The 15,473-nt window shown below is 64.5% G+C and carries 11 protein-coding genes; 9 read left to right on the top strand and 2 right to left on the bottom strand.

Annotation, left to right across the window (positions count from 1 at the left end):
- The first annotated feature begins 172 nt into the window (after positions 1-172).
- The 6 genes from NDI76_RS16425 to NDI76_RS16455 all read left to right on the top strand — a co-directional run bounded on the left by NDI76_RS16425 (position 173) and on the right by NDI76_RS16455 (position 6,782).
- Positions 173-940, top strand: a complete 768-nt coding sequence (locus NDI76_RS16425) for an IclR family transcriptional regulator (RefSeq protein WP_310925220.1) — start codon at positions 173-175, stop codon at positions 938-940.
- Positions 941-1,260: 320 nt separating this feature from the next.
- On the top strand, positions 1,261-3,396 hold the full coding sequence (locus tag NDI76_RS22650; protein ID WP_425498375.1) for a dipeptide ABC transporter ATP-binding protein: 2,136 nt from the start codon (positions 1,261-1,263) through the stop codon (positions 3,394-3,396).
- The gene (locus NDI76_RS16440; RefSeq protein WP_310925221.1) at positions 3,393-4,397 is read left to right on the top strand and encodes a HEAT repeat domain-containing protein; all 1,005 of its coding nucleotides are present in this window, start codon (positions 3,393-3,395) and stop codon (positions 4,395-4,397) included. The genes NDI76_RS22650 and NDI76_RS16440 overlap by 4 nt, the downstream gene beginning before the upstream one ends.
- A gap of 35 nt (positions 4,398-4,432) precedes the next feature.
- On the top strand, positions 4,433-5,440 hold the full coding sequence (locus tag NDI76_RS16445; RefSeq protein ID WP_310925222.1) for an ABC transporter permease: 1,008 nt from the start codon (positions 4,433-4,435) through the stop codon (positions 5,438-5,440).
- Positions 5,427-6,470 carry an ABC transporter permease gene (locus NDI76_RS16450; RefSeq protein ID WP_310925223.1) on the top strand — a complete coding sequence of 348 codons (1,044 nt, stop codon included), beginning with the start codon at positions 5,427-5,429 and terminating at the stop codon, positions 6,468-6,470. The genes NDI76_RS16445 and NDI76_RS16450 overlap by 14 nt, the downstream gene beginning before the upstream one ends.
- Before the next feature lie 84 nt (positions 6,471-6,554).
- Complete coding sequence (locus tag NDI76_RS16455; RefSeq protein WP_310925224.1) at positions 6,555-6,782, top strand: hypothetical protein; 228 nt, start codon at positions 6,555-6,557, stop codon at positions 6,780-6,782.
- 215 nt (positions 6,783-6,997) lie between these two features.
- Here NDI76_RS16455 and NDI76_RS16460 read toward each other — a convergent pair whose 3' ends face one another.
- Positions 6,998-8,848: an ABC transporter substrate-binding protein gene (locus NDI76_RS16460; RefSeq protein ID WP_310925225.1), complete on the bottom strand. Its 1,851-nt coding sequence runs from the start codon at positions 8,846-8,848 to the stop codon at positions 6,998-7,000.
- 198 nt (positions 8,849-9,046) lie between these two features.
- On the opposite strand from NDI76_RS16460, the gene NDI76_RS16465 reads away from it, so the two are divergent.
- Entirely contained in the window at positions 9,047-10,258 is a 1,212-nt protein-coding gene (locus NDI76_RS16465) for a glycoside hydrolase family 88 protein (protein WP_310925226.1), read from the top strand.
- A 121-nt stretch (positions 10,259-10,379) separates the two neighbouring features.
- Here NDI76_RS16465 and NDI76_RS16470 read toward each other — a convergent pair whose 3' ends face one another.
- The gene (locus NDI76_RS16470) at positions 10,380-11,456 is read right to left on the bottom strand and encodes a Gfo/Idh/MocA family protein (protein ID WP_310925227.1); all 1,077 of its coding nucleotides are present in this window, start codon (positions 11,454-11,456) and stop codon (positions 10,380-10,382) included.
- Between the two features lie 224 nt (positions 11,457-11,680).
- Here NDI76_RS16470 and NDI76_RS16475 point away from each other — a divergent pair, with 224 nt between their 5' ends.
- Positions 11,681-13,639, top strand: a complete 1,959-nt coding sequence (locus NDI76_RS16475) for a DUF2264 domain-containing protein (RefSeq protein WP_310925228.1) — start codon at positions 11,681-11,683, stop codon at positions 13,637-13,639.
- A 416-nt stretch (positions 13,640-14,055) separates the two neighbouring features.
- Positions 14,056-15,027 (top strand): NAD-dependent epimerase/dehydratase family protein, encoded by a 972-nt coding sequence (locus NDI76_RS16480; protein ID WP_310925229.1) that lies wholly within the window; start codon positions 14,056-14,058, stop codon positions 15,025-15,027.
- Positions 15,028-15,473 lie beyond the last annotated feature (446 nt).

A 15,473-nucleotide genomic window follows, 5' to 3' on the forward strand; every position in this document is an offset into this window, starting at 1 on the left:
TAGGACGACGACGGGGTGTATTAGATTTTCGGACGTCGGCGTCATACGCGATGTGATGCTTTAGGAGAGACGCAACAGAGGGTTACCGCTGCCGCCGCGTGAGGAGGGATACTGCCGAGTTATCGCTATTGTGGAGAATAATTTATCATGTGTGAAGATATGTACCGTACGTATGAGCACCACACGAAACAACGGCACCGTGAAAACGGCCCGAACAACGTTCCAAATACTCGAAGAACTGAAGCGGAAGAACGGGGCGACAGTGACGGAACTCACCGAGGAGTTCGACCTCTCGAACAGCAGTATCCACAACTACCTGAGCACGCTCGAAGAGGACGGATACGTCATCAAGAACGGCACGGAGTACAAGGTCGGGCTTCGACTTCTCGACCTCGGTGGGTTCGCTCGTCGGAACCGGCACATCTACGACATCGCGAAATCGGAAGTGACGGCGCTGGCGGAGTCCACCGGCGAGATGGCGAATCTCGTCGTCGAGGAGAAGGGAAAGGGAGTGTATCTTCACCGCGCCCACGGTAACAAGGCCGTGCGGACCGACTCGTACGTCGGACAGCGGGTCCACCTCCATAACACGGCGCTGGGGAAGACAATTCTCGCGCATTTACCCGAAGAACGTGTCGATGAAATCATCGAGCACCACGGGCTTCCGCGCACGACGCCGAACACCATAACGACGCGCGATGCGTTGCTCGAAGAACTCGAGACGGTTCGCGAAGCGGGCGTCTCGTTCGATGACGAAGCCCGTGTCCAAGGGCTCCGATGCGTCGCGGTTCCGATCATCAATAACAACGACAGAGTCGAGGGCGCAATCAGCGTCTCCGGCCCTACGAGCCGGCTCCAAAACGAATACTTCACTCGGGAACTCCCCGAGGAACTGAAGAGCGCTGCCAACGTCATCGAACTGAACATTACGTACATGTGACGGGGACGTAATCCCGTATCACTCCGACGTTCGTTCGCTCTTTCGAGTGATTCGTTCGCCGGTTATTCGCGGTTCCGGGCGCTGTTCTCGCCGCGGGAACGCCCGCAGTCTCCGGCCGGTTCAAAGGCGGCCATCAGCGACGCGACCCGGGTAGAGCCGACGGACAGCCGGTGTACCCCAGCAATCTATAAGTATGAGTATCTTCAACACGGCTGTGATGCCCGTTCAGAGTAGTTTATTCGGTCGCTGCGCGACCCTCGGGTGTGCTATTAAGAGACACACACCGAGCGCGTGTACGCGCCACTGGAAGGTGATCGTCGATGTCTGAGCGCCCGGCCTCGGTCAACGACCCGATTTTCGAGTTACGCGACACGAACGTGACGTTCTCGATGAACCGGGGCACCTCGCGGGTGCTCAACGATGTCACGTTCGACGTTCGGCGCGAGGAGATCCTGGGCGTCGTCGGCGAGAGCGGCTCCGGGAAGTCGATGTTCGCCTCCTCGCTGCTCGACGCCGTCGTCGAGCCCGGAACGCTCAGCGGCGAGGTTCGCTACCGAAGCGACACCGGCGACCAAGTCAACTTACTCAACCTGAGCAAGGAGGAACTGCGCCGGCTTCGCTGGGAGGAGATTTCGATGGTGTTCCAGGGCGCCCAGAGCTCGTTCAACCCGACGATGCGGATCCGAGAGCACTTCGAACTCGTGCTTGAGGCACACGATAAGCCCGTCGACGAGGGGATCAGCCACGCCCGGGACCTCATCTCCGACCTGTACATGGACCCCGACCGAGTACTCGATTCGTATCCGCATGAACTCTCGGGCGGGATGCAACAGCGCGCGCTGATCGCGTACAGCCTCATTCTCAAGCCGAACGTACTCGTAATGGACGAGCCGACGGCGGCACTGGACCTGCTGATGCAGCAGTCGATCCTCAGCCTCCTCGAGGACCTACAGGAGACCTACGACCTGACGGTTATCTTCATCACCCACGACCTACCGCTGGTCGCGGGACTGGCCGACCGCCTGGCGGTGATGTACGCCTTCGAGTTCATCGAGTTCGGGCCCGCCGATGAGGTCCTCGAAAACCCCACCCACCCGTATACACGGGCGCTGTTGCGGTCGGTGCCCAATCTCGATGCGCCGCTGGGTGAGATGTCGCCGATCGAGGGGAGCGCACCGGACCCGGTGAACATTCCCGACGGCTGCACGTACCACCCCCGGTGTCCGCTGGCCGACGAACAGTGCGTCCGAGAGGATCCGGACTTCCACGAGGTCGGCGACGAACACGGGACCGCCTGTTTCCACTGGGAGGAGGCGGAGGAGGCGATTCCGTTCGCGAACGCGGACGAGTACGGCCGACAGGAGTTAACCGAGGGGTCCCAATCCGAAGAGCCGGTCGTCTCCATGAACGACGTCGAGGTTCACTTCGAGGACGGCGGCGGCATCCTCAACATCTTCAGCGAGTCCGATACCGTCTACGCGGTCGACGGAATCGACCTCGATATCTACGAGAACGACGTCGTGGCGCTGGTTGGGGAGTCCGGGTGTGGCAAGACGACGCTGGGAAAGACCTCCATCGGCGTCCAGCGTCCCACGGGCGGATCCGTCGAGTACCGCGACCAGAACGTGTGGGACGCCCGGGACGGGACCGGACAGGTCGAGATCCCATTCGAGGAGATTCGGCGGTCACTCCAGATCGTCCACCAAGACCCCGGGAGTTCGCTCAACCCCAATCGGAAGGTCCTCACCACCCTCGAATCCCCACTCAAACGGTGGAATCAGAAGATGGGGACGGACGAACGCCACCAGCGAATCCACGCGCTGCTCGATATCGTCGGGATGACCCCGCCCGAGGACTACGCCCAGCGGTATCCTCACCAGCTCTCGGGCGGGGAGAAACAGCGGGTCGCGCTCATCCGCGCGCTGTTGATGAACCCGGACCTGATTCTCGCCGACGAGGCCGTCTCCGCGCTGGACGTCTCGCTCAGGGTCGAGATGATGGATTTGATGCTCGAACTCCAGAATCTGTTCGACACCTCGTACCTGTTCATCAGCCACGACCTCGCGAACGCCCGGTACCTCGCCGGTAACGCTGGCGGGCGGATCGGCGTCATGTACCTCGGGCAGATCATCGAGATCGGGACCGTCGAGGAGATCCTCCGGAACCCCCAGCACCCGTATACGAAGGTGCTCATGTGGGCGACTGCGGACCTCGATTCCGGCGGCGAGAACGAGGAGCCGCCGATCCGGGGTATCGACATCCCCGACGCCAAGAACCCGCCCTCTGGCTGCCGGTTCCACACGCGGTGTCCCGAGGCCCGAGAGGTCTGCACGGAGCGGGAGCCGGAGCAGTTCGACTCCGCGGAGGGACACAGCACGGCGTGTTTCCGCGTCTGTGACGACGACCACCCCTACTGGGAGAGCGACCCGCTCCCCGGCGTGCAGGAAGACCAATGATCGCCATCGCCGACAAGGACCCGATCGACGTGTCGACGCTCCGAGAGGCGATCGACGACCTCGACCCGTCGGTCGCCGACTCAGTCCCGTCCCTCTCGACAGTCCGAGACCTCGCGACCCAGGCCAAGCAGGGGAAGTTCGACCAGGAGACAGTCGAGGCAACCCTCGACGCGATCCCGGAGTTGCTCCGTCACGAGCGGATGTCGGTCCACCGGATCGCCGCTATTTCGGGGGTCGTCCTGGCGGACGCCGGCCCCGAGACCATAGACCGGCTCCTGGCTCGGCTGCTGCCGATGCTCGAGGAGACGGTCACGGAACGGCGGACGATGGAGACCATCGAGTACCTCTCGACCGTCGCACCCGATGCCGTCGCCGAGCACGACGCGGTCGCGATGGAACGGCTCGACCACTCCAGAGACGGGGTCGCGCGGCACGCCGCGGGGATACTCCTCGCGGTCGGGACGGAGGCCCCCGAACGGCTCGTGGACGCGGTTCCGGACCTGCTCGCGGCGCTGACCGAGGACTTCGAGTCGGCCACCAACAAGCCGCTCGAGGTACAGGGCGGGGACCTGATGACACTCGAACGCCACAGCCGGATCGAACACGAGAGCAGCCGACTGATCGTCGGCCGGACGGTCGCGGCGGCCACCGAATCTCACCCCGAGGCCGTTACCGACGTCGTCCTCGATTCGGGCGCCAGCGAGCTGCTGATCGCACTCTTCGAGGACCAGCACCCGCGTGTCCGGGCCGCCGCCACTGGCGTTGCCTCCCACGTCGCCGAGCGGGACCCCACGGCGTTCGAGCCCGCGATCCCGCGACTGATCGAGTTGCTCGACGACGAGAAACCGGTCGTCCGCGGCAACGTGATCTGGACCCTGGCGGCCCTCGATCACCCCGAGGCCAGAGAGGGGCTTCGTACCGCCCGCGAGAACGATCCGTCTGACGAACTCCGGGAACTGGCCGCGAGCGTCGGTCCCAGCAACGAATCGAAACCAGCGTAGACGATGTCAAACCACACCACACACAACCTCAGCGCATGATTCAGAACTACTACGCCAGACGACTCGGGATGTCCGTGTTCACGGTGTTCGCCGTGATCACGTTCTCGTTTTTCCTCATCCGGTACATGCCGGGTGGGCCGATGGATTACATGATAGCCAACCTTCAACAACAGGGCCTCTCGACCGCCCGTGCTAGGGAACTTGCGGCGACGTACACCCAGGTCAACCCCGACCAACCGGTCCATATCGCGTACGTCGAATACCTGGGTGAGATCCTCACCGGTAGCTTGGGGACCTCGATGTGGTACGACAAGCCGGTCGCCGACATCCTCATCGCCGCGCTCCCCTGGACCCTGTTTGTCATGAGTGTCTCGCTGATCCTGTCGTTTACCATGGGGATCCTCACAGGTGCAGTCATGGCGTATCGCGAGAGCACTCGACTCGACAGCGGCGGGACGCTCGTCTCGACGTTCCTGACCTCAATCCCGTACTACCTCGTGGCCATCGTGCTGTTGATGGCCTTCGCGTACCAGCTCGGGTGGTTCCCCACCGGCGGGCGGTTCCAGTCTAACCTCTCCGTGGGATGGAACGCCGAGTTCCTCTTGAGCGTGCTCCGTCACGGCGCGTTACCGATCATGTCGATCACGCTGACCGCGTTCGGCGGCTGGGCGCTCGGGATGCGCGGTAATAGTATCAGCGTCCTCGGGAAGGATTACCTGCGGGTCGCGCGGCTGGCAGGGATCCCCGAGCGCGATATCGTCGTCAAGTACGTGACGCCCAACGCCATCCTCCCGCTGTACACGAACCTGATGATCGCCATCGGGGGCATCTTCGGCGGGTCGATCATTCTCGAACAGATCTTCAACTACCCCGGACTGGGCTACTACATCTACGAGTCGATCAACGCGCGGGACTACCCGCTCATGATGGGCGGGTTCATTCTGATCACGGTCGCGGTCGTTACGACTATCTTCGTCGCTGACGTGACGTACAGCTACATCGATCCGCGCGCAGAAACGGGTGATTCACGTGAGACCTACTGAGCAACTACAAGCCGATGGGAACGCACGGCTCGAGGACCTCGACCTAACCGAGGCGGCTGAGAGCAACGAGACGCGCTGGGACCGGTACCGTCGACACTACGACGAGTTCGTTCGAGCGCCGTTTCTGATCCTGTGGAACGACTGGCGTTCACGGGTCGGGATGCTCATCCTGCTTCTGTATCTCCTGATGGGCACTGTCGGAGTACTGCTTATCGAGGTCCCGTACACGAACCAGGCGGAGCGGTGGATCCTGCCGTTCCAGAACATGCAGTACCCACTGGGAACGACCGACACCGGGCAGGACCTGCTCGGCCTCATCGTCCACTCTACGCCCGCAATGTTGATCATGATCGGTGCCGGCTCCGTCTTCTCGACGGTCATCGCCACGATTGTCGGGACCGCCGCCGGTTACAAGGGCGGGACCCTCGACAGGACCCTCATGATTGCGGCCGACACCATGATCGCCATTCCGGGCCTCGCGCTGATCATCGTGATCGCGGCGGTTATCGAGCCGCGTAATCCGGCTGTCGTCGGGATCATCCTCTCGAGCCACGTCTGGGCCGGCCTGGCGCGGTCGCTGCGCTCACAGGTGTTGACGCTCCGAGACGACTCCTACGTAGAGGCATCGCGGATCATGGGCATCTCGACGCCCGCCATCCTCGCCAAGGAGATCATTCCGAACCTGATGCCGTACATCCTGATCAACTTCGTCAACTCTGCGCGGAACGTGATCTTCAGTTCCGTGGGGCTGTACTTCCTGGGCGTGCTCCCGTACACGAACCTCAACTGGGGCGTCACCCTCAACAGCGCGTACAACTCCGCGGCTCTGTACCGGCTGGACCTGGTGTACTACATCATCGCCCCCCTCGTCGCGATCGTGCTCATCTCGTTCGGCCTGATCCTCCTCTCGCAGGGCTTCGACCGGATTTTCAACCCGCAGATTCGGGCGAAGCACGCCGAGAGCGCTAGCGAAGCCGCCGTCGATGAGGGCGACGACTCCAGCAGTCGCAACGTGACGGTCGGCCAGTAGCGCCGCGGTCTCCCGCTCGCCCGTCGAGCGGTCACCACGCACCGTTACCCAATTCTTTTTTCACCCGCGGTTGTTACGGAGCGCATGGCTCGTACGAACCGCCAGCGCTTCTGGGACCTCCTGTGTGCGTTCGAGAACGCGGTGATGGCGCTGTTCGCCGTTGCGCTCCTGATTCTTCTGCTGACGCTGCTCACGCTGGCGAACCTCAACCGACTCTCGCCGGCGGCCACTATCATCACGCAGGTCAACCTCGTTCTGGCGACGGTTTTGCTACTCTCGACGGGGTACGTTCTGTACCGGTGCCGGGACTGAATACGACTCGCCGCCGATTCGCTCCGGCCCCGACTCACTCCTCGTCGTCCACGGGACCGTGCCCGCCGTCTCGCCTGCGAGTTTGCGGTAGCGGAGCCACCGCTGGCCGTTGGCACCGGTTCAGCGGACGGAGCGCGATTCAACGTCGTCGTCTCTAACTATCGGCAGAAAAGGATATCTTGTGGTCGGTCCAAGTAGCGGGTCGGGTCGATTCGTTACTCGGGGGCCTGGAGCAGGCCGGCGCGGGGCCACCATTCGCCGATGGTCATGATGTACGCGAGGGGGTTGTCGGACTCGAGGGGACGGGTCTCGGGGTCCTGATCCTCCGGCGTTTCCCATTCACCCGTGTTCACGTAGGGTGTCGTCCAGCGCTCGGTCAGCGGAAGCTTCGGGAGCTGCTGGTTCCAGGTCCACGCCAGTTGCAGCGCCAGTTCGTCCGACCGATCGGCGTCGGTAGTCGATCCGAGTTCGGCGACCGCGTCCTCCACGTTGTACTCCACGGTCTCGTCCTGGGAGTCCGGTGGCCACGCGATCTCGGTCGTCTTGGGGAACGCCAACTCTTCGCGCTGGTGGGTCTGGGTAAACGGGATGCGCAGGGAGAACCAGGGGGAGGTCTGCTCGGCGCCGCCGCCCCACCAGGCGATACGCATGTCGTACTCCTGGTTCTCGAACCGCTCGAAGAACGTCCCTGGCTCGATGATCTGCAGCTCCGAGGCGATGCCCGCCCGCGTGAGTTGTGTATTGACCGTCTCCGCTATCGTCGATATGGTCCCCCAGGACGCGGAGAGGACATCGGCGCGGAGCTGGTTGCCGTCCTCGTCGACCCACTTGTCGCCGTCCTTCTCGTAGCCCGCGGCCCGGAGCTCCTCCGCGGCGGCCTCCTCGTTCTTGGACTTCGGACCGTACTGGTTGAACGAGTCCTTGTAGTCGCCGGCGACCTCCTCGACCATCCCCAGGTCGCTGGCGAGGCCGGAGGGATACGGCGTCACGAAATTGGCCGTGATGTTATCGACGATGGCTTGCCGGTCGATCAGGTGGGCGATCGCTCGGCGCACCCGTGCATCACCGAGGTGCTCCGACTCTTGGTTGTAGTCCATCGCGTATCCGCCGTTGTCCGGCACCTTCACGTACTTGACCTCATCGGGGAGCGTCTGCCGGGTCTCGTCCGTGAAGTACGTGAAGTGATGACCGGACAGGTCGCCCGAGTTGAGCGACTGGACGACCCCACTCTTTTCGAGGATCGTCCGGTACGTCTGGTGGGCGAAGTTGACGTTCTCGGCCCACGGGTACTGGTCCCAGCGGTCGTACCGGACCCGCTCGGGGGTCACGTCACCGATCATGAACGGACCGTTCCCGACGGCCTCGTCGCTGGTGGGTGAGATGCTGTAGTCGAGTAGCTCCGCGACGATCTCGTCTTCCTCCTCGGTGCCTCCGGCGTTCTGGAGGTCTTCGAGCCACGACTTGAATACGGAGTGTTTGGCGTACAGGCGTTGCTCGGCGATGACGTCCTCCAGGATCGGCGGCGAGACCTCACCGACGTCGAGCACAAGCGTCGCGTCGTCCTCGACCGTGAGCCCGTTGATGAAGTCCCAGATCACGTGGCGGTTGTACTTCTCGATGCGCAACTGCGTCGCGACGTCCTGTGCGGTCACCGGGTCGCCGTCGTGCCACACGTGACCGTTGTCGACCTTCAGCACGAGCGACCCGTTGTCGTCCTGCCATTCCATGCTGGAGACGATTCGCCACTCGTAGTACGGTTCGTCGGTCTCGTGAATCGCCTTCCGCATGAACCGGTCGTACATCGGATTCCCACCCCAGTCGGTCGCGGCGTTATTCGTGGGATTCCAGTAGTTCAGGTTCCACTGTTCGGGTTCGATGTTCGTCACGTCCTTCCAGGTCTTGTCGACGACGCCGTCGCCCCCGCCGCTGCTGCCGCCGCTACTGTTACTCCCGCCGCCCCCGCCACTGTCACTGGAACATCCGGCGGTGAGTGCCGCACCCGCAGCGGTCGCTGCGAGGAGGCTACGCCTGGTTACGCGAGTCTGGCCGTCAGTCTGCTTCGACATAGTGAATGCGTGGGAAGTAGTAACGCATAAGTGTTGGGGACATGGGCCACAGACAGGGCGGTGCACACCGCCAGAGAGGGGCACTTCGACGCGGAAGCGCGTCCGTCGTGAAGCACGTCGACCGTCGTCTCGGGTCGCATAGGCGGCCAGTCCGGCCTCTCGACGGGTTTATGATTGGGGGGATACATCAGTGAGACAATGCCACGAGCGCCATCGAGACTCGCAGCGACAGTGACCGACGAGGGCGTCCCCGAGCGGTACGCGACGCCCTCGGGGGTCGGTCGATACGACCTGCAGACGAGACTATCCGACGCTGTCGACCGAATCGACGACAACGTCGCCCAGTTCTACGACCGGTTTCCGGGGCCGTCCAGCGAGGACCTCGTCTACCAACCCACGGACAACATGGGTGGGTGGACCACCTCGTTCTGGACCGGCCAGTGTTGGCTCGCCCACGAAGTCACGGGTCGAGAGCGGTTCCGCGACGCGGCCGAGACCCAACTCCGGACGTTCGACCGACGCCTCGCGGAGGGCGACGTGCTGACGCACGACCTCGGATTCCTCTACACCCTCTCGGCCGTCGCCGGATACGAGGTCACGGGGACAGAGCGGTACCGGGAGATGGCCGTCACCGCCGCGGACCATCTGACCGACCGGTTCTGGGACGCTCCCGGACTGCTCCAAGCGTGGGGCGACCCCGACAGCCCTGAGGCGGACGAGTGGGTTCACGGTCGGATGATCGTCGACACGATGATGAACCTCCCGCTGCTGTTTTGGGCCAGCGAGGCGACGGGCGAGGACGCCTACGCCGCCATCGCCGAGACGCACGCCCGGACGAACGCGGAGCATATCGTCAGACCGGACGGCTCGACGTTCCACACGTTCAAGTGCGATGCAACCTCGGGGGAACCGCTGGGTGGGGAGACCGCCCAGGGGTACGACGACGACTCGTGCTGGGCGCGCGGTCAGGCCTGGGCCATCTACGGCTACGCGCTCGCGGCCGAGTACGCGGACGAGATGGCGTACGCCGACCTCGCTGCGAAACTCGCGAACTACTACCTGCACCGCGTGGAACCCGACCACGTCCCCCGGTGGGATTTCGATGCGCCGGCCGACGACGAGGTGCGCGACACGTCGGCCGCCGCTATCGCGGCCTGTGGTCTCGTTCAACTCGCCGCCGTGCTCCCGGTCGCGGACGACAGAGCGGACCGGTACCGAAACGCCGCCCTGACGACGCTGGACTCGCTAGGCGAGCACTACGCGTCCGACCCCGAGCGGTCGAACGGTCTGCTCACCGACGCCGCGTACAACCGCGGCGAAGGCGACTACGATGAGTGCTGTCTCTGGGGCGATTACTTCTACGTCGAGGGACTGGTCCGCGCGGCGGAGGGATGGCGGCGGTATTGGTAGCACCGCGAACGAGAGGACGGCGCGCCGGGGCGTACTGACGGAGGTTCGACCGGTTCGACGCGTCGAATCGGCTGGGGATGAGCCAACAGCGGTTCTGCCCGCCGCGCCGAACGGACCGCCGTCAGAGCAGGCGCACGGGCTCGCTTCTCTCCGCGGACTCGTAGATTGCTTCGATGATATCGACGGCCTTGCGCGCCTCTACGGCGTCCAGCGGGTACGGCTCCTCGTCGTCGAGTCCGTCTATGAATCGCTTGATATTCCGGCGGTGGTTCGCGTAGTTCATGGCCACGTCCGCCTCCCCGTCGCCGGTGTCGCGGTCGGAGCCGAACTCCCGGCGAATCCGCTCGTCGTCCTCGCGTTCCTCGCGGAACTCCCAGGTGACCAGTTCGTCCGCCAGCATCTCCGCGGTCCCCTCGCGGCCGCCGAGTTGGATGCGCTGTGAGGACCCGGGATACATCGACGTCGCCCCCAGAATCTGTCCGACCGAGCCGTCTCGATAGCGAACGGAGGCGACGGCGGTGTCCTCGATTGCGATGCTGTCCTCGGCGTGAGCCAAGCGGTCGGTGTAGGCGAACACTTCCGCGATGGGGTTCTCGTCGCGGTCGAGGTCCATCGTCGCGCCGGCGAGCCACTGCACGAGGTCGATTCCGTGGATCGCCTGGTTCAGCAGTTCGCCGCCGTCGAGGTCCCGGGTACCCTGCCAGCCGCCGTCGTAGTAGTCGTCGTCGCGCCACCAGGGTACGTACGCGTTAGCGGCCGAGAGCTGTCCGAATCGGCCCGCGTCGGCCGCCTCGCGGACCCGCCGAAAGAGGGGGTCGAATCGCTGCTGGAACACGCCGCCGAGCGTGATTCCGGCGTCCTCTGCGGCGGCGACCATGCGGTCGATTCGGTCGGCCGTGATTTCGAGGGGCTTCTCGCAGAGGACATCCACGTTCCGCGCCGCGGCCGCGAGTGTCGGCTCCGAGTGTGCCCCGCTGGGCGTACAGACGATCAGGACGCCCGGGTCGGCTTCGTCGAGCATTCGGCCGGTATCGCCGTACCACTCGCAGTCGAACTCCGCGGCGAACTCGCGGCCCCGAGACTCGGTTCGGCACGACCCCGCGACGAGCGTGGCCCGGTTGAGGTCACGAATCGACAGCGCGTGCACCTCGGCCACGGTACCGATTCCGGCGATTGCTATCCGATGGTGGTCGGTCATGCTATCGGGTGTCGTGTCACGCAGTCGCAAAAAGACACCGGCGTCGCGCCGCGAGCGACGGTGAATTTCGGCGTTTCCGATCCGTCAAAGGGAGAATCGTGCTGTCGCACCGGCCTTCAAGCCGGGTCGCCCGCCTCCTCACCACGACCGCGTCGTCTCCGGGAAATCGGTGTTCGGGGGAGTCCCCCACGGCTTTTTGAGCCCGTCGGACGAACCACGGGACGATGAACCCACTCGATGGTAACCCGCTAGCAACCCGTAGAGACCTGCAGAACGCGGCCCGGTCGTTGCTCGTACCGCTGGAACAACACGCTAGCCCGGGCGGCGCCAGAGTCAGACCGGGCGTCACGGGGGCGCATTTTCCGACCCTCGCGGCGGAACTAGAGGGGTTCGCGAGGCCGTTGTGGGGCGCGGCCCCGCTCGCGGCGGGCGGCGGCGACTTCGATTACTGGGAACGCTACCGGACGGGACTGGCCAACGGGACCAACCCCGAACACGAGGAGTACTGGGGCGCGGTGACCGACTACTCGCAGACGGCCGTGGAGATGGCACCCATCGGCGTCGCTCTCGCATTGGCGACTGACGACCTCTGGCGACCGCTCACGGACGACACGCAGGCGGCCGTCGCCGACTGGCTTCGGAGAATCAACGACGTGGACGTGCCGGACTCAAACTGGCTGTTCTTCCGCGTGCTCGCGAACGAGGGGCTCCGAGCGGTCGGTTCGGAGCCGGACGAGGAGCGGGTGCGTCAGGACCTCGACCGTCTCGAATCGTTCGCCCTGTCGGACGGCTGGTACGGCGACGGTCCCGACGGACACTGCGACTACTACACCGCGTGGGAACTGCACACCGACGGGCTGTTGTACGCGACGTTGGCCGACGACCGCGACCCGGAACGGGCCGACCGAATCCGCGACCGCGCCCGAGCGTTCGCTGGCGAGTTCGACCGGTGGTTCGCCGCCGACGGCGGCGCGCTCCCGTACGGTCGAAGCCTCACCTACCGGTTCGCACAGGGCGCGTTCTGGGGTGCACTGGCCTTCGCGGGCGTGGAGGCGTTTCCATGGGGAGAGCTGAAAGCACGGTGGCTCCGGCACCTCCGTTGGTGGGCCGGGCGGCCCGTCTTCACCGCCGACGGCGTGCTCTCGCTCGGCTACGCGTACCCGACGCTGAAGATGACCGAGTCGTACAACTCCCCCTCTTCGCCCTACTGGGCGATGAAGTTCTTCCTCCCGCTGGCGCTGTCCGCCGACCACCCGTTCTGGCAGGCCGAGGAACGGACGCCCGACCGGCCGAGCGACGTCGTCAGCCAAGAACCACCGGGGATGGTACTCCAACCCGACGACGGGCAGGTGTGCGCGCTCTGCGCCGGGACGGCCTCGGGCGACGCGGAGAAGTACAACAAGTTCGCCTACTCCACCCGCTTCGGGATGAACGTAGCCGACGGAAACGGCCGGACCGGTGCCGCTCCCGACGGGACGCTCCTCCTGAGCGACGACGACGAGCGATTCCGGCGGCGGCAGCAGATTGTCGACCGAGACGTCCGCGATAACGTCGTCTACTCCCGCTGGGAACCGTGGGACGACGTCACCGTCGATAGCTGGCTCGCTCCGGCGCCGCCGTGGCACGTCCGTCTCCACCGTATCAAGACGGACCGCACGCTGACGAGCGTCGAGGGGGGATTTCCGGTTCCGGCGGACGGGCACGCGAGCGCCGCAACCGATGGAACTGCGGCCGCCGCGGCCGCCGCTGGCGACAGCCTCCTTCGGACGCTCGACGGGACCCGAGAGGGCGCAGTCGAATCCCTGCCACCGAACACGAACCTGCTTTGTCCTCGAACAGTGGTGCCGACCCTATGCGGCGAGCACGAACCCGGGACGACGTGGCTCGCGACGGGCGTCCTCGGCGGCCCGATGGGAATCGTTGCCGAGTATCCTGACTCCGTTACTAATCCGTCCGCTCCCGCGGACTTCACCGCGAATCAGCGCAGGGAGAGTGGCGACGACACGGCCGCACTCACGCGCCAGTGGGCCGCGCCTCCCGCGTCGGCGTCGAACGACCGCGACCTCGCGGTGGCTACCGACGTCGCCGGTCCCGAATACGATCGGATTGAGGACGGACACGTCATCACCGCAGGAGATGGGCGGACGCTGCTACGGGTCGACCCGTCCCCTCCTCGCCGGTGACGCCGACGGCCGTGGTGTTTCTGTGCGGATACGGCTACCATCTCGGGAGAAGTGCACGCGCGGACGCGACTGCCGACCCTCGGCCGAATCGAACGGCGACGAGACGACGCGTCTCGGGAGGCGAACGGCCGGGCGAGTCCACTAATACTATCGTGCTCGCCAGCAGTGCTCGGCCATCATTGCTCACACTACTATTATTGTAATGGGTTCCGCGAATCGACGTAGAACGACCCGTACACCGAGAAAACACACGTGACGCTGAGAGGGAGAGGCGCCCCCGTTTCCAGTATATCTGGAAACTCTCTTCCGGGATTGGGTTCCCACTCTTGGCGGGAGAGGAGTAGTACGGGTGGGACTCCGTCTCCATCCGTCCGGTACCCGAATTCTTTTCGCGAAGACCGGTGATAGCACTACCTATGCGAGTCACCGTCATCGGAGCGACCGGACACATCGGCACCTACCTGGTACCGCGACTGGTGCGAGCCGGCCACGAAGTCGTCGCGGTCAGTCGAGGAGAGCGGGACCCCTATCAGGACGATGGTGCATGGACCGACGTCGAGTCGGTCGAACTCGACCGCGAAGCCGCCGAGGAACGCGGCGAGTTCGGCAAGGCGATCGCGGCCACCGACCCGGACGCCGTCGTCGACCTGATCTGCTTCGAACCGGAGAGCGCCGAATCGCTCGTCGCGTCGCTACGCGGGGAGGTCCAACACCTGCTGCACTGCGGGACTGTCTGGGTTCACGGTCCGAGCGACGTCGTCCCCACGACCGAGGACGCCCCTCGCACGCGCCGGCCGCTCGGCGAGTACGGGCAGAAGAAGGCCGAAATCGAGGCGTACCTACTCGACGAGGCGCGACGGAACGGCTTCCCGGCGACCGTCCTCCATCCCGGCCACATCGTGGGTCCCGGCTGGGAGCCCCTCAATCCGGCCGGCAACTTCGACACCGAGGTGTTCTCGCGACTCGCGCGGGGCGAGGAGGTCGCACTCCCCAACTTCGGGCTCGAAACCGTCCACCACGTCCACGCTGACGACGTGGCGCAGGGCTTCCAGCGTGCGCTCGAACGCTGGTCGGCGTCCGTCGGCGAGAGCTTCCACGTCGTCTCACCGCGGGCGCTCACCCTCCGCGGCTACGCCGAGGCCGTCGCCGGGTGGTTCGGGCGGGACGCCAACCTCACGTACCTCCCGTTCGGCGAGTGGGCCGACCGGCCCGAATACGACGAGACGGACGTCGAGGCGACCGAGGAACACATCCGCTACAGCCCGAACGCGAGCATCGAGAAGGCCCGCGAGCGACTCGGATACGAACCGCGGTACACCTCGCTCGAAGCGGTCCGCGAGGCGGTCGAAGCCCTGACCGAAGCCGGCGAAATCGATTCGGACGAGTAGCGCGTCCGCGTCGGAGAATTCCCGAGACTCGCAGACACGCCAGCGATTCGAGATGTAGGAGCATCATATTGATGGTGTTTGTCTCGCGTACGCCGTTGAATCTATCGCGGGACTCTGCAGCTCCGTGTGGAGATATTTCAGAAGTATTTCTCCGTAGAAGACTCACCGATTCGACTTCAAGAGCTGCTTCGAGCGGTTCACGATGGAAAGCAGAAACAGAAGGTACCGAGACGAACGTCGATTCGCGTCTGGGCGTTGTGCGAGGCCAGGTTCTCACAGCGTGCAGGTCGAACGTGGAATTCGGTCGGAAGTAGTAGAACTTCGCCCTGTGCTCGTCGCGGATGCGCATCTCGTCCTTGACGTCCGCGTCGTATTTGAAGTGAAAAATCCGATGGTAGTCGTCGATCTCGAGTACGCCGAAACGGGTGCATATCGTTCGACGTTCC

The sequence above is a fragment of the Halogeometricum sp. S1BR25-6 genome (assembly GCF_031624495.1).
In the GTDB taxonomy this organism is placed as follows: Archaea; Halobacteriota; Halobacteria; order Halobacteriales; family Haloferacaceae; genus Halogeometricum; species Halogeometricum salsisoli.

What these genes read in the sequence shown, in the direction of transcription:
- NDI76_RS16425 (WP_310925220.1), top strand. Translation starts at nt 173, where the DNA reads ATGAGCACCACACGAAACAACGGCACCGTGAAAACGGCCCGAACAACG.
- NDI76_RS22650 (WP_425498375.1), top strand. Translation starts at nt 1,261, where the DNA reads ATGTCTGAGCGCCCGGCCTCGGTCAACGACCCGATTTTCGAGTTACGC.
- NDI76_RS16440 (WP_310925221.1), top strand. Translation starts at nt 3,393, where the DNA reads ATGATCGCCATCGCCGACAAGGACCCGATCGACGTGTCGACGCTCCGA.
- NDI76_RS16445 (WP_310925222.1), top strand. Translation starts at nt 4,433, where the DNA reads ATGATTCAGAACTACTACGCCAGACGACTCGGGATGTCCGTGTTCACG.
- NDI76_RS16455 (WP_310925224.1), top strand. Translation starts at nt 6,555, where the DNA reads ATGGCTCGTACGAACCGCCAGCGCTTCTGGGACCTCCTGTGTGCGTTC.
- NDI76_RS16460 (WP_310925225.1), bottom strand. Translation starts at nt 8,848, where the DNA reads ATGTCGAAGCAGACTGACGGCCAGACTCGCGTAACCAGGCGTAGCCTC.
- NDI76_RS16465 (WP_310925226.1), top strand. Translation starts at nt 9,047, where the DNA reads ATGCCACGAGCGCCATCGAGACTCGCAGCGACAGTGACCGACGAGGGC.
- NDI76_RS16470 (WP_310925227.1), bottom strand. Translation starts at nt 11,456, where the DNA reads ATGACCGACCACCATCGGATAGCAATCGCCGGAATCGGTACCGTGGCC.
- NDI76_RS16475 (WP_310925228.1), top strand. Translation starts at nt 11,681, where the DNA reads ATGAACCCACTCGATGGTAACCCGCTAGCAACCCGTAGAGACCTGCAG.
- NDI76_RS16480 (WP_310925229.1), top strand. Translation starts at nt 14,056, where the DNA reads ATGCGAGTCACCGTCATCGGAGCGACCGGACACATCGGCACCTACCTG.